Consider the following 20,832-nt stretch of genomic DNA (forward strand, 5'->3'; position numbering starts at 1 on the left):
TAAACCCGGCATAAAAGGGCTATTGTTAATTCAAAACACCACTATTATTCGCAAAAAACCCCGCATCCGAGGATGCGGGGTTTGCTTGCTTTCAATACATTTCGATATATTTAAGCGATGTCAAAGCGATCCGCGTTCATCACTTTCGTCCAGGCGGCGACGAAGTCTTTGACAAACTTCTCGTCGTTATCATCCTGGGCGTAGACTTCCGCGTAGGAGCGCAGCAGCGAGTTAGAACCGAACACCAGGTCAACGCGGGTAGCCGTCCACTTCACAGCATCTGTTTGACGGTCGCGGATCTCATAGGCATTTTTGTCCACCGGCTTCCAAGTGTTGCCCATGTCGGTCAGGTTGACGAAGAAGTCGTTGGTCAGTTGGCCTTCACGGTCGGTGAACACGCCATGCTTGGTGCCACCATAGTTGGTGCCGAGTACACGCATACCGCCCAGTAGCACGACCATTTCCGGCCCTGTCAGCCCCATCAGTTGAGCGCGATCCAGCAACAGCTCTTCCGGCTTCACTACATAGTCTTTCTTCTGCCAGTTACGGAAACCGTCAGCCAGCGGCTCTAGCGGCTCAAACGATTCACCGTCGGTCATCTCGGCAGAAGCATCGCCACGCCCTTTCAGGAAGGGTACGCGAACGTCGTAGCCTGCGGCTTTGGCGGCTTTCTCAATGGCGAAACTACCGGCCAGAACGATCACGTCGGCAAGGCTTGCGCCGGTGTCGGCAGAAATCTTCTCGTAAACTGCTAATACGCTGGCGAGACGCGCAGGCTCGTTGCCTTCCCAGTCTTTCTGAGGCGCTAAACGAATGCGGGCACCGTTGGCGCCGCCACGCATGTCAGAGCCGCGGTAAGTGCGAGCACTGTCCCAGGCGGTGCTGACCATGTCACTGATGCTCAGGCCGGCTTCGGCGATTTTCTGCTTAACCACTTCTTCGCTGTAGTCGGTGCTACCAGCCGGAATAGGATCCTGCCAGATCAAGTCTTCAGCGGGCACTTCCGGGCCGATGTAGCGCGATTTCGGGCCTAGGTCACGGTGGGTCAGTTTGAACCATGCTTTAGCGAACGTTTGCTTGAAGTACTCCGGATCCGCCATGAATTTTTCACAAATGGCGCGGTAGGTCGGATCCATTTTCATGGCCATATCCGCATCGGTCATGATCGGATTGTGACGGATAGAGGGGTCGCTGGCATCAACCGGCTTGTCCTCTTCCTTAATGTTCACCGGTTCCCACTGGTGAGCGCCTGCTGGGCTCTTGCGTAGCTCCCACTCGTGTCCAAACAACAGGTCGAAATAGCCCATGTCGAACTTGGTGGGGTGAGTGGTCCAGGCGCCTTCAATGCCAGACGTTACAGCATTACTCGCTTTGCCACCCATGGTTGGGTTGCCCCAGCCCAACCCCTGATTTTCAACGTCCGACGCTTCGGGCTCAGCACTCAGTGCTGCCGCGTCGCCGTTACCGTGGCACTTACCCACGGTGTGGCCACCGGCAGTCAGGGCTGCGGTCTCTTCGTCGTTCATCGCCATACGAGCGAAGGTTTCGCGTATCTGCTGGCCGGTCTTCAGCGGGTCGGGCACACCATTAACACCTTCAGGGTTAACGTAAATAAGACCCATCTGAACCGCAGCTAGCGGATTTTCCATGGTTTCCGGCTTTTCAACGTCCGCGTAGCGCTCATCGGAAGGTGCCAGCCACTCTTTCTCATCGCCCCAGTAGATGTCTTTCTCCGGGTGCCAGATGTCTTCACGACCAAACGAGAAGCCGTAAGCAGGCAGTCCCATTGATTCGTAGGCAACAGTACCGGCTAGAATCATCAGGTCGGCCCAACTGATCTTGTTGCCATACTTTTTCTTGATCGGCCACAGCAGACGGCGCGCTTTATCAAGACTAACGTTATCCGGCCAGGAGTTGAGTGGTGCAAAACGCTGACTACCGGTACCGCCGCCACCGCGGCCGTCGGCCAGACGATAAGTACCCGCAGAGTGCCACGCCATGCGGATCATTAGACCACCGTAGTGGCCCCAATCGGCAGGCCACCAGGATTGGCTATCTGTCATCAGCGCGTGAACATCTTGCTTGAGCGCGTCAAAATCGAGCTTTCTGACCTCTTCCCGATAGTCAAAATCAGCATCCATCGGGTTCGTTTTGCGGTCATGCTGGTGCAAGATATCCAGGTTAATCCCTTCCGGCCACCAGTCTTTGTTAGACGTGCCTGTGGAGGTATTACCACCATGCATTACAGGACATTTACCACTCATAGCTCTCTCCCTCTAACTTCAGTGTGTCTTAACGGCTTTTGTCTTGGTTGCGTTCGTCTTGGGTATGTTGAAAAGAGCGGCTACCAAGTCGACTGACGGTGAGCCCCCTAACGCTTACGATAGTGCTATCGCTCTGCCTGCTGTGCAGGGGAAGGGCGCTTCACTCACTTGGTACTGTTTTAAAGCAGATCCCTCATAGGCACAATTTGCTTTTTGTGACCGATCTAATAGCTTTTATACATCGGCAGTCTGCTGGCGCTACAGTGGTTAAAATTCTTCGGTGTCGATATCTGCCTGCTGGGCCTCGTTGTAGCGGGCGCCTGCCACTTGGTCTGGCATCATCATGGCATTCAACTGAGACAAGCTGGTGACATCCAGGTGCAGCATTTCCGCGGCTAAATTTTCGCGCATGTGGTCAGCGGAGCGAGTGCCGGGAATGGGGATAATATCGTCGCCTTTGGCCTTCAGCCACGCCAGTGCCAGCTGCCCCGGCGTGACGTTTAAGGCCCGCGCCAGCGACGCAAGATGTTCAAATAGTTTTAGATTATGCGGGTAGTTGTCGGCGCTGAAGCGCGGCATGTGACGGCGTATATCGCCCTCCTCTAGGCGCGCTGGATCCTGAATGGCACCGGTTAAGAAGCCTCTTCCCAACGGGCTAAACGCCACCAGGGCTGCTCCCACCTCGCGGCACGCATCGATCAGGGCGATTTCCGGGTTGCGCGTCCACAGCGAGTATTCCGACTGCACCGCGGCAATGGGATATTCGGTGACCGCGCCCCGCAGCGTTAGCGCAGAGACTTCAGATAACCCCACGCCACCAATCTTGCCTTCTTCCACCAGGCGCCCCAGCGCACCCACGCTCTCTTCAATGGGGACTTGGCGATCCAAGCGGTGCAGGTAGTAGAGATCTAAATGGTCGGTACGCAGGCGCGCAAGGCTCGCTTCGCACTGTTTTCGCAGGGTTTCCGGGCGGCCATCAATGACCCGCTTGCCTGATTCAGGATCCATCGCCATGCCGCATTTACTGGCCAGAAAGAGCTGATGCCGCTTGCCCTCCAGGGCGCGCCCGACCACTTTCTCATTGGCCGTGGCGCCATACAGCGTGGCGGTATCGAAGTGGCGATAGCCCATATCAAAGGCCTCATCCAGCGCCCGTAGGGCTGCGCTTTCCGGCACGATGCTGCCGTAACCGTGGGAGAGATTCATACAGCCCAGACCAATCGAGGGGGCATTTACGGCACTAAGGCGCTGAAAGAAGCTCGACATCGGTATTCCCATCATTAAAAGAATCGTTTTATAACGTTTCACCGCCAAACTGCAACGCGGCTAAATGACGATAGAGCGCGCTGGTGGTGATTAATTCAGCGTGGGTACCCGCCGCTACCAGTTTCCCACCATCAAGCACCAGCAAGCGGTCAGCGGCGATGACAGTCGCCAACCGGTGGGCGATCACGATGCTGGTGCGCCCCACCATCAGTCGATCCAGCGCCTGCTGCACCAGCCGCTCACTCTCCGCATCCAAGGCGCTGGTGGCTTCATCCAACAGCAGTACCGCAGGATTTTTGAGCAGCGCCCGAGCAATAGCGAGCCGCTGACGCTGGCCTCCGGAGAGCTGCACACCACCGGGGCCTAGGGGCGTGTCAAAACCTTGGGGCAGCGCATCGATAAAGTCGAGGGCGCTGGCATCCTGAGCGGCAAGGCGCAATCTATCGATATCAGCCTCGGGGTCTCCGTAGCGAAGATTCTCGGCCACCGAGCCGCTAAACAGCACCGGTTCCTGCGCCACTAACCCCATGGCACTGCGTAAGGCGGCAAGATCTAGCGTACGGACATCCCTATCATCCAAGGTAATGCGCCCCTGGCTGGGGTCATAAAAGCGTAGCAGCAGCGCCAACAGCGTGCTTTTACCTGCCCCGGAAGGCCCCACCACCGCTACTCGTTCTCCCGGCTTAATATGCAGATCAAACCCTTCAAGCGCTGGGGTTTCCCGACCGGGGTAGGTAAAGGTGACGTTCTCCAGTGTAATTTCACCACGCGAAGGGCTTGGCAGGCTCTGCGGATTCACGGGCGACTGAATAGCGGGCTGGGTATCGAGCAGCTCCAATAAGCGCTCCGCCGCCCCTGCCGCGCGCTGCACATCCCCTGCTACCTCGGCCAGGGTGGCAATGGCCCCTGCTGCCAGCACGGCGTAAAAGATAAACGCCGATAGCTCGCCCGCACTCATGGTACCGTTTAGCACCGCCTGACCGCCCTGCCAGAGCATTAAGCCAACCGCCGTAAACACCACCAGCATAGCGACACCGGTTAACCAGGCGCGCTGCTGGGTGCGCTCTACAGCGCTGCCAAAGGCCTGTTCAACCCGCTGGCCGTAGTGGCTTTTATCCATCGCCTCGTGGGTAAATGCCTGAAGCGTTTTAATACCGCTCAGCGCCTCCTCAGCATAGCGACCTAGTTCGGCCACGCGATCCTGACTGGTGCGCGAAAGCCGCCGCACCCGGCGGCCGTACCACACGATGGGCAGCAGAGTGGCGGGGATACCTATCAGCACCATTGCCGAGAGCCACGGTTGAGTGACCAGCATTAGCACCACGGCGCCCACCAGCATGACCAGATTACGCAGCGCCAGCGATACCGAGGAGCCAAACAGGCTCTGCAGTACGCTGGTGTCCGCCGTCAGCCGTGAGGCAATTTCCCCCGCGGCGCGGCCGTCGCTTGCGCTCTCGAAAAAGCTGGGTTCTAAAGTGAGTAAATGATCAAACACTCGCTGGCGAAGGTCGGCAGCCAAGCGCTCGCCAATCCAGGTCACTTGGTAGTAGCGCAGTGCGGAGGCAAACGCCAGCACGGCCACTACCACCAGCATCAGGGCCAGTGTTTGCGCTAGCGCCTGCGCATCCGCGTCCAGAAAACCGCGGTCGATGATTAAGCGCAGCCCATTCCCCAGCAGTAGCACGCTTCCCGATGCCATGAGTAGCGCTAGGCCAGCCAGAGCCAACCGCGTGCGGTAGGGGCGCAGTAGACCCAACAAACGCAGCAGTACTCGGGGATTGGGGCGTTGATTCATAGTTGCGATTGCTCAATACATAAGGGGGTATTCGACCATAGCAGGAGTAGCAGTACCCTGCACAGAATCTAGTCGGCCCAGCCGTCGAGCGGAAGTATCGGGACCTCAGGCAACAGATAGCACGTTAAAGATTGTACGACGAGCCTAAAGTGAAGCCCTCACGCGCTCGGCGGTCATCGCCTAGATGCCCGCCCACCAGTCATAGCCCCTATCCTCCCAATATCCTCCCTTGCCGCCGTGGAGCTGTTTGAAGCTTTCCACCAGTTCGACGCGCATCACGTACTTGGCCTGCTTGTAACCCAACTGACGCTCGGCGCGCAGACGGATCGGCGCCCCATTGGCCACCGGTAGCGGTTCGCCGTTGAGATCGTAGGCAAGCAGCGTCTGCGGATGATACGCCTCGATCATGTCGAGGCTCCCGTAATACAGATCCGACCCACCGTAGGTGTGATCTGCACAGTGAAAAACCACGAAGCGCGCGGTATCTGCCGGGCGCACCCGATCAAGCAGATCCGCCAGAGGAACGCCGGTCCACTGCCCGATACAGCTCCAACCCTCGACGCAATCGTGACGAGTGATCTGGGTTCGCGAGGCCATCTCCCGAAGCGCCGGCAACGACAGCGTCATCGGCTCTTCGACCAGCCCGTCGATGGTCAGACGCCAGTCGGCGAATCCATTCTCGACCCAGGCACGATAGTAATCCTCCTGCGGGTTGGTGGTGCCATTGGGACGAAACACCGGCGCGATCTGACTCTCGTCGAACTCCTTGGCGAGTGCCTGGCGCGAGGCGATCAGACGCTGGGCCTTGTAAGAGAGTTGCTCGACGTTGCTCAGCGCCGCACGCACGGGTGCACTTTCCGACAGTCGATCGCAACCGGTGAGGAAAGTGCCAGCCCCCAACGCGCACAGGCCACCCAGTAGTCGCCGTCGAGCGCGGTCAGGCGCTGGTGATGTCGAGAGTCTGGTGTTCGAGTCAGTCATGCCTCGGCTCCGATCCGTCATGCGCTTCTACCTGGATGCGGTAGCGACCGCTTACCATCGAGCGCAGGTTGTTGAAAACGCCGGATACCAGCACCAGCGCGATGTGCACGACGAAAAAGCCAATGAGGGCCGTTGCACAGAGAAAATGAAAAGTGCGAGCACTCTGTCGTCCGCCGAAAAGTTCGGTGAGCCACGGCCAGGCGGCGTTGACACTGGGTGCCATAGTCAGCCCCGACAGAATCATTACTGGTAGCAACCCGAACAGCACCAGAAGATAGGTCAGCTTCTGGATACCGTTGTAGTCAGCTTCGTGATGAAAACGCAGCCGCGCATGATCAAGTAGCGTCCGCGGAATGTTCTTCAACTGCACCCACGTTGGAAACAGCGCCCGTCGTCGTTGGGGCACCAGCAGGATATAGAGCAGATACGCGACAACCAGCGGCACGAAGATCCACGCAGCCAGAAAATGCCAGTTGCGCCCCATCGTCAGCCACTTGTCCCCCGGCAGCGTCGCCCAGCGGGGGAAGGCCCGTTCGCGTAGTTGGCCGTTGTCATCGGAGAGCCCCAGTACACCGGTGGTGTCGAACGCCTGCCCCGCGATGCGAACCACGCCCATGCGCTCGCCGTCCTCAGCGGTGCGCGCATGGATCGCGATGAAAGGGTTGGCGAAATCGGATTGCTCCCCCCAATAGAGCGCGGGGTGTGCATTGAATATCTGCAAACCGCTCATCAGCAACACGATCAGGCAGACGAGATTCGTCCAATGCCACAGACGAGTCGCCAACGTATGTCGTTTGATCACTCGTGTGGCCGGCGCACCGGGCACATTACCGGTCGAGTCACTATCGATCGTAGTTTTGACAGACTCAGACATGATATTGACCTCGAAACGAAGGCGTCCGGCAAACCAAACAGCGCCTGGTTGCCGGACCGCAACTTTTAGTTGGCATGCTCCATGGAGTCGCTGCTCATTTCGTCATGGCTCATGCTATCGTCGTGGCTCATGCCGTCGTCGTGGCTCATGCCATCGTCGTGGCTCATGCCATCGTCATGGCTCATGCCATCGTCGTGGCTCATGCCGTCGTCGTGGCTCATGCCATCGTCGTGGCTCATGCCATCGTCATGGCTCATGCCATCGTCGTGGCTCATGCCGTCGTCGTGGCTCATGCCATCATCGTGGCTCATGCCGTCCTGACTCATCGAGTCCTGGGACATATTGTCGGTCTGGGCACTGGCGAGCGTGGTGAAGGCAAGGCCGCCGCTCAGCAGTACAGCACTCAAGGCGAGTAGATATTTGGGTGTCGTGCGGGTCATGATGCTCTCCTGATTTATCTAGGCAAACCGTGTCCGGTCCGACACGGTTTGCCCAAGATAAACAGGAAATTCAGCTCAATCATCACGGAATCATAACGTTCGGTGATAACGTTTCCGTGATGATTGACGAGGTACATTGGGCTAGGATTCACAGCTCACTTAGAGGAGAACCGATATGTCGTGCCCGATACTTTGCGTCGAGGACGATCCCGATATCGGTCGGCTATTAACGAGCATTCTCGTACAGGCGGGCCATCAGCCGACCTGGGTTTCGACCGGGGAAGAAGCCTTGCATCGATGGCAGAATGCCTCGCTCGTCGTTCTTGATCTGATGTTACCGGGCATCGACGGTCTCGCCGTGTGTCGAGACATTCGCACTCACGACGCCACCATTCCGATCATCATGCTGACGGCGCTCGCCGGCACGCGGGACGTGGTCGTCGGTCTGGAAATCGGTGCCGACGACTACATCACCAAGCCATTCGACACCGACATCCTATTGGCGAGAATCCAAGCGCTTCTGCGTCGTCGAAAGGCGATGGAGGCGCGTACGTCGTCGACGCTTATGAAGATAAAAGCGCTGGAGATCGACATCGACGGCTACAGCGTCAAATTCGACGGAAACATGATTCAACTCACGACCCGGGAGTTCGCCCTACTGGTGTTCTTTGCCCGCCACCCTGGTAAGGGATTTTCCCGCAGCGAGTTGCTCGATGCCGTATGGGGCCCGGAATTCGACGGCTTTGATCACACCGTCAATACGCACATCAATCGGTTGCGCAGCAAGATAGAGCCAGACCCGGCGCGGCCCGAGTACATTCTCACCGTATGGGGCACCGGTTACCGGTTCACCGACGCCCCGGCATCAGCCTCCGACGAGAACGCCCCATGAGCCTCGGCCAATCGCTGCGCAGAACCTACCGCAGCCTGTTCGCGCGCATCGTGTTCGTCTATCTGGTGAGCATGATCGCACTCTCCACCACGACCACGCTGGTGGCAGTCGATCAGTTCAACCAGTTGGGACGCGAATGGCTGCAGCGCAATGAGATCGACATGGCCCATCACCTGACCCGCGTACTGCAGGATTCGCTCGACGACGGCGTCGACGCCCCCTCGACTCGAGCGGCCGTAGAGCAGGTCATGACCATCAATCCGGCGCTCTCGCTCTACGCGCTCGACACCGACGGAACGGTGGTTGGCGCTTACGACCCCGACCGCTGTGGACTCGGCCGCCGGATCGACCGGGGTGCTATCGACGAACTGCTTTCCGACATGCCCATGCTGCCGGTCTACGCAGACATGCCCTGCCGGGGCGACGAGGGCGTTTTTTCGGTTGCCCCGATCACCTACGGCCCACAGCAGCAATCGGGCTATCTGATGGTGCAACTGGAGGCGAACACAGACGTCTCGATGGCCAACATCTGGCAAACGAGCAGCATCTCGCGCACGCTGCTCATCGCAGGCTGCGTGGCGTTGGCATTGACGCTGGCGGTGGGGCTGGCCCTCTTCGCTTTTCTGACGCGACGCTTTTCCCGTCTGACCCGCACCGTCCAACACTTTGCCGAGGGCGATTACCGGCAGCGCAGTCCCGAGTCAATCGACGACGAAATCGGCCGGCTCGGGCGTGCCTTCAACGACATGGCGGCCACCATCGAAGCCCAGGTCGAGGCGCTGCACGATACCGACCGCCAGCGTCGGGAACTCATCGCCAACCTGTCCCACGAATTCCGCACGCCGATGACCTCCCTGTTAGGCTATGCCAAGCAGTTGGATCGCAGGCCTCTCGACGATGAAACACGCAGCGGTCTGGACGCCATTCGCGCCAACGTGGAACGACTGGCCCAGCTGGCCGACCAGCTCTCTCAGATGTCTCGCGCCAATATCGCTGGCCGACCGCTATGCCCAAGCACGTTCTCCTTCGCCGAATTGGCCAACGACATTCTAGGTAAATTTCACCCTCGCGCGCTGGAGAAAGGCATCGAGCTTCGTGTGGAGAACCAGGCGGCGATAGCCGAGGTCTCCGCCGACATCGAACTGATCGATCACGCGCTGACCAATATGGTCGACAATGCCATCACCGCCACCAACACCGGCGGCACGGTCTCGATCCGGATTCTCGAGTTCGACGATACCCGGCTCAAGATCGGGGTCAGAGATACCGGTGTCGGCATCCCCGAAAAAGAAATCCCCCTCATCTCACAGCGCTTCTATCGCACCACGGTTGGACGTGAGCGGGGTGAAGGTACCGGGCTGGGGCTCGCCATCGTCTCCGAAGTGCTGAAGCGCCACGAGTCCCAACTCGTCATCGAGAGCAAACCGGGAAAAGGCACCTGTATCTGGTTCACGCTGCCGAGGACGGTACTCGATGAGAGGGCGATCCGCCCGGGCTGACGAGTTGACATTCGACTCGCCCGCTATGCGGTCAATACGCTGGAGAAACGCGACATGGACGCTGAACTGATCGACATCGCCCCATGGGCAGTCGCGCAACTAAAAAGCCCGCGATTGCTCGCGGGCTCAGTACTTAATGGCTCTTAGTAACCTAGCGTCTAGCTAAGTTGCATGGGTAGCCAAGTTGCATGGGTAGCTAAAAGTTGCAAAGGCCTAATCAATCAACGGCAGCAGTGTATTCAGGCTATCCCGGGCATCGCCATAAAACATCCGCGTGTTCTCTTTGAAGAACAGCGGGTTTTCGATACCGGAGTAGCCGGTGCCCTGGCCGCGTTTGCTGACGAACACCTGCTTGGCTTCCCATACCTTCAATACCGGCATACCAGCGATGGGGCTATTGGGGTCTTCCTCGGCCGCCGGGTTAACGATGTCGTTGGAGCCAATTACGATCACCACGTCGGTGGTGGGGAAATCGTCGTTGATTTCATCCATTTCCAACACGATATCGTAAGGCACCTTGGCTTCTGCCAGCAGTACGTTCATATGCCCTGGCAAGCGACCCGCGACCGGGTGGATACCGAAGCGCACGGTCTTGCCCGCTGCACGCAGCTTACGCACTAGGTCGCTCACTGCGCTTTGCGCCTGGGCCACTGCCATGCCGTAGCCCGGCACGATAATCACGCTATCGGCATCGTTCAGGGCGCTAGCTACACCACCAGCGTCAATCGCCACCTGCTCGCCTTCGATCTCCGCCGCTGGCCCAGTGCTTCCGCCAAAGCCGCCTAGGATCACATTGACGAAGTTGCGGTTCATCGCCTTACACATAATGTAAGAAAGAATCGCACCGGAGGAGCCCACCAGCGCACCGGTGACAATCAGCAGGTCGTTGGAGAGCGTAAAGCCGACCGCCGCCGCCGCCCAGCCGGAGTAGCTGTTAAGCATTGAGACCACCACCGGCATATCGGCCCCGCCAATACCCATAATCAGATGATAGCCAATAAAGAACGCCAGCGCTGCGAGCACTAGCAGCGTCCAGAAGCCTGCGCCGTTGAGGTACAAAATCGCCAATAGCAGTGATAGCACGGCCGCCCCGGCGTTGAGCAAATGGCCGCCAGGCAGTTGGCGTGGTTTACCGTCGACTTTACCTGCCAGCTTGCCAAACGCTATTACCGAGCCGGTGAAGGTCACCGCGCCGATAAAGATGGCGAAAACCACCTCAATTTGCAGAAAGGTAAGTTCGTCTGGGGCCTTGGTGGCCACCAGCGCGGCAAAAGCGGAAAACTCCTGTGCGGCGCCATCCACTGCCTGCGCCGCCATGACTCGGCGGCGCTCTAAGTCCGCGCTCCAGGCCACAAACACCGCGGCTAAACCGACAAAGCTGTGCAGCGCCGCCACTAGCTGGGGCATTTCGGTCATCTCGACCTTGCCCGCTACGTACACGCCGATGCCTGCCCCAATCACCATCATCGGAATCAGCCACCAATAGCCGCCAATACCCGGGCCTAAAGCGGTAAAGAACACCGCCACCGCCATGCCCACAATGCCGTACCACACGGCTCGTTTGGCTTTTTCTTGGTTACTCAGGCCGCCCAGCGACAGAATAAACAGCACACTCGCCGCGATTGCCGCGGCAGATACGAATCCTTGTCCTAACATATCGTCTCTCCGCCGCTTAAGATTTTTGGAACATGGCCAGCATCCGGCGTGTCACCAGGAAGCCACCCACAATATTGATTGACGCGATCAGCACCGAAATCGCCGCTAATATGCCCACGATCACGCTACTCGTGCCAATCTGCAAAATAGCACCGAGAATAATGATGCCCGAGATCGCGTTAGTCACCGCCATTAAAGGCGTATGCAGCGAATGACTCACGTTCCAAATCACCTGGAAGCCGATAAAGCAGGCCAGCACAAAGACAATAAAGTGCTGCATAAATGAGGTCGGCGCCACCTGGCCAAGCAGCAGCATGAGCGCACCGCCGACAGCCAGCAATCCGATTTGACGCTTGGTTTGCGCCTTGAACGCCGCATGTTCGGCGGCTTTTTTCTCTTCCGGCGTGGGCTCTTTTTCTTTCTTCTTCGGCTTGGCCGCGCCAATCGCTTTCACCTTGGGCGGCGGCGGTGGGAAGGTGACCTCACCCTGGTGCGTCACGGTGGCGCCACGAATCACGTCATCTTCCATATTATGATTGATCACGCCGTCTTTCTCGGGCGTCAGATCGGTCAACATATGGCGGATATTGGTGGCGTAGAGAAGCGATGATTGCGTTGCCATGCGCGAGGGGAAGTCGGTGTAGCCGATCACCACCACGCCATTATCCGACACCACCCGCTCGTCTGGCTTGGTGAGATCGCAATTGCCGCCTTTCTCAGCCGCTAAGTCGATCACCACCGAGCCCGGCTTCATGGCCTCGACCATATCTTCCAACCACAGCTTAGGTGCGGGCTTGCCGGGAATCAGCGCGGTGGTAATCACGATGTCCACATCGGCCGCCTGCTCGCGGAAACACTCAAGCTGCTTTTCGCGGAACTCCGGGCTTGAGGGCGAGGCGTAGCCACCGCTTTCGGAACCGTCCTGGCTATCTTCGAAATCAAGGAACAGAAACTCCGCGCCCATGGATTCGATTTGTTCAGAGACCTCGGGGCGTACGTCAAAGGCGCGCACTACGGCGCCCAGGCTGGTGGCCGTGCCGATCGCCGCCAATCCCGCCACGCCAGCGCCAATGACCAACACCTTGGCCGGGGGCACTTTACCTGCCGCCGTTACCTGGCCAGTGAAGAAGCGGCCAAAGTTGTTGCCCGCCTCTATCACCGCCCGGTAGCCGGCGATATTGGCCATGGAGGAGAGCGCGTCCATTTTCTGCGCCCGTGAAATACGCGGCACCATATCCATAGCAATAACGGTGGCGCCCTGGGACTTGCACTTTTCAAGCAGCGCTTCGTTTTGCGCTGGCCAGAAGAAGGCAATCAAGGTTTGGCCTTCCCGCAGCCGCTCGGCCTCTTCATCAGAGGGCTCTCGGACTTTAATGACCACCTCAGCGTCGTTCCAGAGCGCATCAGCCCCGTCCACGACGGTAACGCCTGCATCACGATAAGTGTCGTCATTAAAGCCCGCTGCCAAGCCAGCGCCGGTTTCTACCAAGCACTCGTGGCCCAGTTTTTGGATCTGCTTCGCGCTCTCAGGGGTCAGCGCGACGCGCGCTTCCCCCCGGGCACTCTCTTTCGGTGCGCCTATTTTCACTCTTGTTCTCCCTTGCTTAACCTTATTGCAGTGCCGCAGTTGCTCAATGGGCCCTGCACCTTTAACGGCGTCCGTGATAACGCCTTAATAGCAGTCTAGGATCTAACGGGGTGGCTGCCAGATACTATTCAACCTTTGATACAACAGGGTTGTTTAATTACAACATCCACTAGTGTGCATGATGGTTCCCTTAACGTCTAAAGTCGTTAGCAAACTCAGTAAGCACCTGGTAGAGCCACCTGTTAGCAGGATCATTGGCATAGAGCCCATGCTGAATCAACGTCATTTTTAGTGCGGGGAGCTCTTTAGGCGGCTCCACCAAACGCACCGGCAGCATAGCAACGAACCGTTCAGCCATTTGACGTGGGAGCGTCATGATCGCTTCCGTCAGCGCCACCACCCGTGCCGCGGCGATATAGTTGAGGTTTTTAGAGATGACCCGGCGGGTTAAGCCGTGTTGAACAAGACAGCTGTCGATATTACTGGGGCGCAGACCGCTAATATCCGCCAGCTCCACATGGAGCGCATCCGCAAACTGACCAATATTCAGTACATCGCCCACGCGAACATTATGGGTAGCAGCCAGGCAGACCAGTTCCTCATCCATCCAGGGAGTCTGAATCACGCCGCTGGGCAGCGCGCTTTGGCTATCCAGCCCTACCACCATATCAATTTGGCGCTGTTCCAGCCCCTCACTCAGCACATCTGGGGTAATCAGCTCAATGGAAAAGCTAATGCCCGGTGCATAGGCCAGCAACTGACTTAAAAAGAGCGGGTACATGACCTCTTCAAAGTAATCCGTGGTGGCGAGCGTAAAGCGTCGCGTGCTGTTGGCAGGCGTAAACATCGCGGGGGGCGCAAGACCTTGTCGAAGCATCGCTAGCGCCTGTTGCACCACGGGTAGCAGCGCGAGTGCCCGGGGTGTCGGCTGCATACCGTTTTCGGTGCGCACTAGCAGCGGATCATCCAGCGATTCACGCAGCCGTTTTAAGGCATGGCTCAAGGCGGGTTGGCTTAAATGCAGCGTTTCTGCCGCGCGAGTGACGTGACGCTCGCGCATCAGCGCCTCAAATACCAGCAGCAAGTTCAGGTCGAAATGGCGTAGCGAGCGCATAGCTTCTCATTATTCATATCACGAATGATTAAATTCTAAACATTCATTTAATTTATCACCAGGAATTGCTTATTGTCTGCCTCTCATTCGCCCACCAGCGACTATCAGCGATAATCCAGCACTCAAGGAGAAGCACACCGGTGACCCACCCACAAGCTATGTCTGCACAAGCTATGTCCGCACAAACCATGCCCAGCCTGTATGGCGATGTGATTTCTACCTTTATGGGCGTAGCAAAAGCAACGGATCCTAAGGCAACCGACGCCGACGTTGTGGTGAGTGGCGTTCCCTTTGACTTGGCCTGCTCGGGCCGTGCAGGCACCCGCATGGGGCCGAACGCTATTCGACAAAGTACCGCTAATTTGATCTGGGAAGGCAAGCGTTGGCCCTGGGACTTCGCATTGGAAGAGCGCCTCAAGGTGTGCGATGCGGGCAACGTTGATTACGCATATGGCGAGCCCGAAAGCCTGGTGGATAACCTGGAAACTCACGCCAACCGTTGGTTAAGCGCGGGTAAAAAGATGCTCACTCTGGGCGGCGACCACTACATCAGCCTGCCGCTGCTGCGCGCCCACGCCCGAGAGCACGGCCCGCTGGCGCTGATCCATTTTGACGCCCACACAGACACCTACGAGCAAGGCACGCGCTTTGACCACGGCACTATTTTTCACCACGCTTTAAAAGAAGGCTTGGTGGTGCCTGAGCACTCGCTGCAAATAGGTATTCGCACAAGCTACGACCGCCACAACCACCCTTACGAGGTATTGGATGCGGACTGGGTCAATGACCACGGAGCAGCGGCTGTGCTGGAGCGCATTCGTGCCCGCGTGGGTTATCACCCCGCCTACGTAACCCTGGACATCGACGGCCTCGACCCCGCCTACGCCCCCGGCACAGGCACGCCGGTCTGCGGCGGCATGTCCACCGACCTGATGCTGAAAGTAATTCGCGGTATGGTAGGCATGGAGCTGGTCGGTATGGACGTGGTGGAAGTAAACCCCGCCTACGACCACGGCGACATTACCTCGCTTGCCGCCGCGACGCTGGGGCTTGAGTTTTTGTATACCCTGGCGGCATCTAAGGGCGTTTAACAGTTAGCCTCCGCCATCTCTAGGCTGATGGTATTGAGATGGCGGGGGCGGAACAGACTATCCTTGAGAGGCCGCCAGCGCTTGATCAATATCCGCCAGCAGATCGTCGATATGCTCAATGCCGATCGATAGGCGCACCATATCCGGCGTGACGCCAGCGGCTTTTAGCTCCTGCTCGTTGAGTTGGCGGTGCGTGGTAGAGGCGGGAATGGAAGAACAGCTTTTGGCATCGCCGATATTCACCAGGCGAAGAATCAGCGCCAGCGCATCGTAGAAGCGCTCACCAGCAGCCTGCCCACCTTCAATGCCAAAACTAAGAATCCCCGAGGCATGACCGTTCATATACCGCTGGGCCAGCGCATGATCGGGATGGTTTTCCAAGCCAGCATAATGCACCCAGGTGACCAACGGATGACTTTCCAGATGCTTGGCAACCGCTAAGGCATTGGCACAGATACGCTCAATCCGTAGTGACAGCGTTTCCAATCCCTGGAGCAGGTTCCAGGCCGCTTGAGCAGAAAGCGCCGCGCCCATATTACGTAGTGGCACCACCCGGGCGCGGGCAATAAAGGCCGCATCGCCCACATCACGGGTATAGCTCACACCGTGATAGGAGACATCAGGCTCGTTGAGCAGCGGAAAACGGCTGGCATTCTCGGCCCAGAGAAAGGTGCCCGAATCAACAATCACACCGCCCACCGTGGTGCCGTGGCCGCCGATATATTTGGTCGCCGAGTGGACAACGATATCCGCCCCGTGCTCAATCGGCCGACATAGGAACGGCGTCGCCGTGGTGTTATCGACTATTACCGGCACTCCATGACGATGCGCCGCCTCAGCAAGCTTTGCTAGGTCGACCACGCCACCCGAAGGGTTGCCAATGCTTTCGCAGAAAACCGCTTTGGTACGCTCATCGATCAGCGCTTCGATGCCATCCATATCGTCTTTATCGGCAAAACGCACCTGAATGCCTTGGCGCGGCAAGGTGTGGGCAAACAGATTGTAGGTACCGCCATACAGCTCGCTGATCGAGACAATGTTATCGCCTGCTTCGGCAATGGTCTGGATCGCATAGGTGATCGCCGCCATTCCCGATGCCACCGCTAGCCCGGCAATACCGCCTTCCAGTGCGGCTACCCGCTGCTCCAACACGGCACAGGTCGGGTTCATAATGCGCGAGTAAATGTTTCCTTCAACTTTCAGGTCAAACAGATCCGCCGCGTGCTGCGCGTTATCGAATGAAAACGACGTGGTTTGGTGAATCGGCACCGCCACGGCGTTTTGTGAATCAGGCGAATAGCCATGGTGAAGAGCAATGGTTTCTGGCTTCATGAGAACGGCTCGCTATTTTTTGTTGAGATCCGCTATTGATCCTAAACAAGCGCTGACGGGAAGGCCAACAATCGTTCGCCCTCCGCTGCGCTAAGCTCGCAAAGATCACCTTGCGCAGTGCAGCTACATCCAAAATAGCAGATCAACCAAGTGCTGAACGTCCACTGATTTTAAGAGGCTAAAAGCACATTAACGCTAACAACCGCAGGTGCTGCACTTACTGATTGAAATCAGGAAGCTAACATAATTATTTATAAAAACTCGCATACCTGCTCAAACGCCAGCCTAGGGCTGCGAGAGTAGAGCTTGCTGCTATCGCCGTAACCCAGGTTGCACAAAAAATTGCTGCGGTAATGAGGGTCGCCCTCAGCAAAGAAGAGCCCGTCCACCATGTCGTTATCAAATCCCGACAGCGGCCCGGCATCCAAACCCAGGGCTCGCGCGGCGAGGATAAAATAGCCACCTTGTAGGCTACTGTTACGAAAAGCTGTTTCTTCCCGGTAGGGCTCGTCACCCACAAACCACGACTTCGCATCGGCATGTGGGAACAGCTCCGGCAAGTGGCGATGAAAGCCTCGATCATACGCAAGGATAGCGGTTACCGGTGCGGCATGAACTTTATGTCGATTGCCTTCGCTCAAGGCAGGATCGAGCTTTGCCTTTGCATCGTCAGTGCGCAAAAACTTAATGCGTAGCGGACTGCAGTTAACGCTGGTAGGCGCAAATTTCATCAGCTCATACAGATTGCGCAGTGTCTCATCTTCAACCGGTTTGTCCTGCCAATAGGCATAGGTGCGTGCTTCAGTAAACAGTTGCCCCAGTGCATCGTTGGGTAAAGCCCCCTGAGGAAGTATTAAGCTCATGAATTACCCTCTTTAACGTTAATAGCGATAGGCCAAGTAGGTAGATAAAATAGGAAATGCACTTAAGATAACCAGCACCACCACCATGGTGATGAAAAACGGCACTACCCCCTTGAAGATTTCTTTGACGGGCACCGTTTTGTCGTTCAGCGCTGCTTTGACCGTGTAAACCGATATACCAAAGGGCGGAGTAATTAGCCCGATTTCAACCGCAACAACGGTAATTACCCCGAACCAAATCAGATCCATGCCAAAATGCTGCGCGATAGGGAGCACAATGGGCAGCACAATCAGCATGATGGAGACTGAATCGATGATGCAGCCCATCAAGATAATGATGAACAGATACAGAGCCAGGAAATGATAGATAGTCAGATCCATCGTCGTAACTGCCTGGGCAATCGACATCGGTAAGCCCGTCAATGCCAGCATGCGGCTATAGAGTGAAGCGGCCAGGATCAAAAAAAGGATGGAAACCGCGACATACCCGGTTTCTCCCAATACTTCGTAGAACTTCCCTGGCGTCAGCCGTTGCTTAGCGAGCGCCAACAGCAGCGCCCCGAAGGCTCCCACTCCGCCTGCCTCAGTTGGTGTGAAAAAGCCGCTGTAAAGACCACCCAGCACCAGCATCATCAGCAGCAGAATAGGGATTAGCTTAGACACCAGTGTTAGCGGCGTTTCCTCAATCGGATCCTCAAGTACCTCGCCCGTATCGGTTTGGCTTTGCATCATGAAACCGGGACGCAGCCAAGCAAGCAGCATAATGACAACACAGAAAGCTAAGGCCAAAATAATTCCTGGGATAATCCCAGCGATGAACATGCGCCCGACTGACTGTTCCGCCAATACGCCATAAACAATCATCAGCAGAGACGGCGGTATTAGCATACCCAGAACCGAACTGCTCGCCACCACGCCCACTGAAAACTTGGCTGTGTACCCATGGCGCCGCATTTCAGGCACTGCCACTTTGGTGAATACCGCCGCTGACGCCACGCTAATGCCCGTGATAGAGGCAAAAATGCCGTTGGCTCCTACGGTAGCAATGCCCAGCCCACCGCGTATTTTGCGTAGCAGCCACTGAAACACATCGAAGGTATCTCGCCCCACGCCAGAGACCACCACCAATAACCCCATCAGCACGAACAGCGGCACCACCCCATAGAGATAGCTGCTCAGCGAATCGTTCGCGGCAGCGGCGACCATACGAGTGGCTAGTTCCGAATTGCGTAGTGTGGCTATGGAGATCAGCGAGACCAGCATCAAGGCGATGCTGATGTGCATGCCTAGATAGATCAGCACTAGCATGAGCACGACGGCGATAGTACCGATTTCAAGACCTGTCATTGTTCGGCCTCCTCAGTCAGGCATACCTGACCATGCCAAGCCAGCCACAAGGACTGAATTGCCAGCAGCAGATATTGCACAACAGTGATAGCCGCACAGCTGATAACGATGAAACGGATAGGCCATACGGGGAAGGTAAACACCCCTTCCACCCCCATAAACTGCTGACGCTCCCAGGCACGTATAAAGGTTGGCAGCGTACCGGTATAAACGATATAAAGCATATAAGCTCCTGCCAGAAAGAACATACACATCAAAAGGTTACCCAGACGTGGATGCTTATCGGTAAAGCCGACAATAAAGATATCCGCCTGGGCCATGCGGTTGTGTCGCAACGTGCCCGGCAACTGCAGAAAGACGATCATGACGATTGATGCCGCTACTAGCTCAGCTACCCCGGCAATCGGCTGGTTGAACAGGTTGCGCGACAGCACGTCTATGACGATCATCGCCATGATGATAAAAATGAGCAGGGAACCGATTGCATTCAGGCCATCAACCAGATAGCCAAACAGGCTGTTGTGCTGTGCATTGCCCAACCTGCGCCCCAAAATCAGGGTCTTTAAAGAGAAAGACATTGCCCGCTACTCCTGGAGTCCTGTCCGCCAAGTGGCGGACAGAATCGTAACGCTGAGGGGAATCAAAAGCTGGATATAGGTCAGTCAGGCGATCAGATCACTCCTGATCCCAGGCACGCTCCGGCTCGTGGCCGCGCTCGCGCATGGCATTCATGTAGCTATTCAACAGTGCCTGTGCTGGATAACCGCGCTCTTCATTGCGCTCCACCCACTGGCGGGCGAGATCCGGCATGCCATCGATCCAGGCCTGTCGGTCTTCTTCAGACAGTTGGCTGACCTGAACCGGCGGATTCTGGCTCTCGCCTAGCTCGATCATGCGCTCAATTGACGTTTCATAGCGTTCAGCGAGATCCTTGCCATGGGCTTCGGAGTAGGTTTCACCGGCCGTCATCAGGGCCTCCTGCACGGGCTCAGGCAAACCATCCCAACTCCACTGGTTGATGGCTAACCCGCCGGAGAAGACCACCCCCATGTTGACTTGGGTAATGTAGGGCGCGACCTCGTAGATACGCGCTGGCAGGTTGCCGGTCGCCAGGCCGACAACACCCTGGGATACCCCGGTCTGAATATCGGTGTAGTAGCTAGCGAGAGTGCCATCGACCGGAACGGCGCCTACTGGATCCAGCCATACCCCCAGCACGCCGGGCGCAGAGAGCCGCGCACCGTCCAGATCCTCAAGCGTATCCACTGGAAAATCCGAGTAAATGTCGTAACTATCGGAGGCCGTTGCGCCCAGGAATACCAGGTCATGCTCCTCCCATTCGGCCTTGAACTCAGGAACATTGCGAATCATATCGTTCCAGACGTCGAGCATCAGTTCAGGGTCACTGGTGGTGAAGGGCGTGTAGGCACTCATTTGCGCCAGCGGCATACGCGATGGTTCAAGGTAGCTGAACACCCAGCCAATATCGGCAATACCGTCCCGGACAGATGTGAGAGTCGCGTTGGCGCCGTAAAGCTGGCCAGCATAGGCTTCTGTCCAGTTGATTTCGTACTCACCTTCTTCAGCTAGAATCTCATTGACGGTGGTGATGAACACATCAGGGATCATGCCAACCCAGGGAATTGTCGTGGGATGGCTTGAGCCAACCGTCAGGTTTATCACTTCCTGGGCGTTCGCGGGCGAAGGAGCGACAGTCACGGCTAAGGCTAGCGCGGTTAATGTCATTATTGGGCGAGGCTTGGCAATACCATTGTTTATTTTCATGTGATGGCTCGTAAATTAGCGTTATTGTTGTAAATCTATTTGGTT

At 57.0% G+C, this 20,832-nt stretch carries 17 protein-coding genes; 3 read left to right on the plus strand and 14 right to left on the minus strand.

Annotated features, from left to right (window positions below; genetic code table 11):
- Positions 1-110: 110 nt before the first annotated feature.
- The 6 genes from katG to K7H09_RS08465 all read right to left on the minus strand — a co-directional run bounded on the left by katG (position 111) and on the right by K7H09_RS08465 (position 7,620).
- Complete coding sequence (gene katG / locus K7H09_RS08440; protein ID WP_009286028.1) at positions 111-2,264, minus strand: catalase/peroxidase HPI; 2,154 nt, start codon at positions 2,262-2,264, stop codon at positions 111-113.
- A gap of 267 nt (positions 2,265-2,531) precedes the next feature.
- Positions 2,532-3,530: an aldo/keto reductase gene (locus tag K7H09_RS08445; protein ID WP_230804459.1), complete on the minus strand. Its 999-nt coding sequence runs from the start codon at positions 3,528-3,530 to the stop codon at positions 2,532-2,534.
- Positions 3,531-3,558: 28 nt separating this feature from the next.
- A complete protein-coding gene (locus K7H09_RS08450; protein WP_230804396.1) occupies positions 3,559-5,325 on the minus strand; it encodes an ABC transporter transmembrane domain-containing protein in 1,767 nt (588 codons plus the stop codon).
- 180 nt (positions 5,326-5,505) lie between these two features.
- Entirely contained in the window at positions 5,506-6,171 is a 666-nt protein-coding gene (locus tag K7H09_RS08455; RefSeq protein WP_230804398.1) for a molybdopterin-binding protein, read from the minus strand.
- A 127-nt stretch (positions 6,172-6,298) separates the two neighbouring features.
- Positions 6,299-7,180, minus strand: coding sequence for a cytochrome b/b6 domain-containing protein (locus K7H09_RS08460; protein ID WP_141440523.1), 882 nt, complete (start codon positions 7,178-7,180; stop codon positions 6,299-6,301).
- Between the two features lie 65 nt (positions 7,181-7,245).
- Positions 7,246-7,620 carry a pentapeptide MXKDX repeat protein gene (locus K7H09_RS08465; RefSeq protein ID WP_230804400.1) on the minus strand — a complete coding sequence of 125 codons (375 nt, stop codon included), beginning with the start codon at positions 7,618-7,620 and terminating at the stop codon, positions 7,246-7,248.
- 175 nt (positions 7,621-7,795) lie between these two features.
- Between K7H09_RS08465 and K7H09_RS08470 the strand changes: the two genes are divergently transcribed.
- Together K7H09_RS08470 and K7H09_RS08475 are read left to right on the plus strand one after the other, a co-directional pair.
- Positions 7,796-8,512 (plus strand): response regulator transcription factor, encoded by a 717-nt coding sequence (locus K7H09_RS08470; RefSeq protein ID WP_141440521.1) that lies wholly within the window; start codon positions 7,796-7,798, stop codon positions 8,510-8,512.
- Positions 8,509-10,011: a sensor histidine kinase gene (locus tag K7H09_RS08475; protein ID WP_161575219.1), complete on the plus strand. Its 1,503-nt coding sequence runs from the start codon at positions 8,509-8,511 to the stop codon at positions 10,009-10,011. Before K7H09_RS08470 ends, K7H09_RS08475 begins: the two co-directional genes overlap by 4 nt.
- A gap of 213 nt (positions 10,012-10,224) precedes the next feature.
- Here K7H09_RS08475 and K7H09_RS08480 read toward each other — a convergent pair whose 3' ends face one another.
- From K7H09_RS08480 to K7H09_RS08490, 3 genes are all read right to left on the minus strand, one after another.
- The gene (locus K7H09_RS08480; RefSeq protein WP_009286032.1) at positions 10,225-11,667 is read right to left on the minus strand and encodes an NAD(P)(+) transhydrogenase (Re/Si-specific) subunit beta; all 1,443 of its coding nucleotides are present in this window, start codon (positions 11,665-11,667) and stop codon (positions 10,225-10,227) included.
- A 16-nt stretch (positions 11,668-11,683) separates the two neighbouring features.
- Positions 11,684-13,255 carry a Re/Si-specific NAD(P)(+) transhydrogenase subunit alpha gene (locus K7H09_RS08485; protein WP_022521513.1) on the minus strand — a complete coding sequence of 524 codons (1,572 nt, stop codon included), beginning with the start codon at positions 13,253-13,255 and terminating at the stop codon, positions 11,684-11,686.
- A gap of 190 nt (positions 13,256-13,445) precedes the next feature.
- Positions 13,446-14,369: a LysR family transcriptional regulator gene (locus tag K7H09_RS08490; RefSeq protein ID WP_022521512.1), complete on the minus strand. Its 924-nt coding sequence runs from the start codon at positions 14,367-14,369 to the stop codon at positions 13,446-13,448.
- 173 nt (positions 14,370-14,542) lie between these two features.
- On the opposite strand from K7H09_RS08490, the gene speB reads away from it, so the two are divergent.
- A complete protein-coding gene (gene speB, locus K7H09_RS08495) occupies positions 14,543-15,460 on the plus strand; it encodes an agmatinase (RefSeq protein ID WP_269063972.1) in 918 nt (305 codons plus the stop codon).
- A 57-nt stretch (positions 15,461-15,517) separates the two neighbouring features.
- On the opposite strand, the gene K7H09_RS08500 is transcribed toward speB, so the two are convergent.
- The 5 genes from K7H09_RS08500 to K7H09_RS08520 all read right to left on the minus strand — a co-directional run bounded on the left by K7H09_RS08500 (position 15,518) and on the right by K7H09_RS08520 (position 20,787).
- Positions 15,518-16,792 (minus strand): O-acetylhomoserine aminocarboxypropyltransferase/cysteine synthase family protein, encoded by a 1,275-nt coding sequence (locus K7H09_RS08500; RefSeq protein ID WP_141440519.1) that lies wholly within the window; start codon positions 16,790-16,792, stop codon positions 15,518-15,520.
- 251 nt (positions 16,793-17,043) lie between these two features.
- On the minus strand, positions 17,044-17,655 hold the full coding sequence (locus K7H09_RS08505; protein WP_141440518.1) for a malonic semialdehyde reductase: 612 nt from the start codon (positions 17,653-17,655) through the stop codon (positions 17,044-17,046).
- An 18-nt stretch (positions 17,656-17,673) separates the two neighbouring features.
- Positions 17,674-19,002 (minus strand): TRAP transporter large permease, encoded by a 1,329-nt coding sequence (locus K7H09_RS08510; RefSeq protein WP_141440517.1) that lies wholly within the window; start codon positions 19,000-19,002, stop codon positions 17,674-17,676.
- Positions 18,999-19,580 carry a TRAP transporter small permease subunit gene (locus K7H09_RS08515; protein ID WP_141440516.1) on the minus strand — a complete coding sequence of 194 codons (582 nt, stop codon included), beginning with the start codon at positions 19,578-19,580 and terminating at the stop codon, positions 18,999-19,001. The genes K7H09_RS08510 and K7H09_RS08515 overlap by 4 nt, the downstream gene beginning before the upstream one ends.
- A gap of 97 nt (positions 19,581-19,677) precedes the next feature.
- Positions 19,678-20,787, minus strand: coding sequence for a C4-dicarboxylate TRAP transporter substrate-binding protein (locus tag K7H09_RS08520; RefSeq protein WP_141440515.1), 1,110 nt, complete (start codon positions 20,785-20,787; stop codon positions 19,678-19,680).
- Positions 20,788-20,832: the final 45 nt, after the last annotated feature.

Source organism: Halomonas sp. IOP_14, from assembly GCF_021021315.1.
GTDB classification, from domain to species: domain Bacteria; phylum Pseudomonadota; class Gammaproteobacteria; order Pseudomonadales; family Halomonadaceae; genus Vreelandella; species Vreelandella titanicae.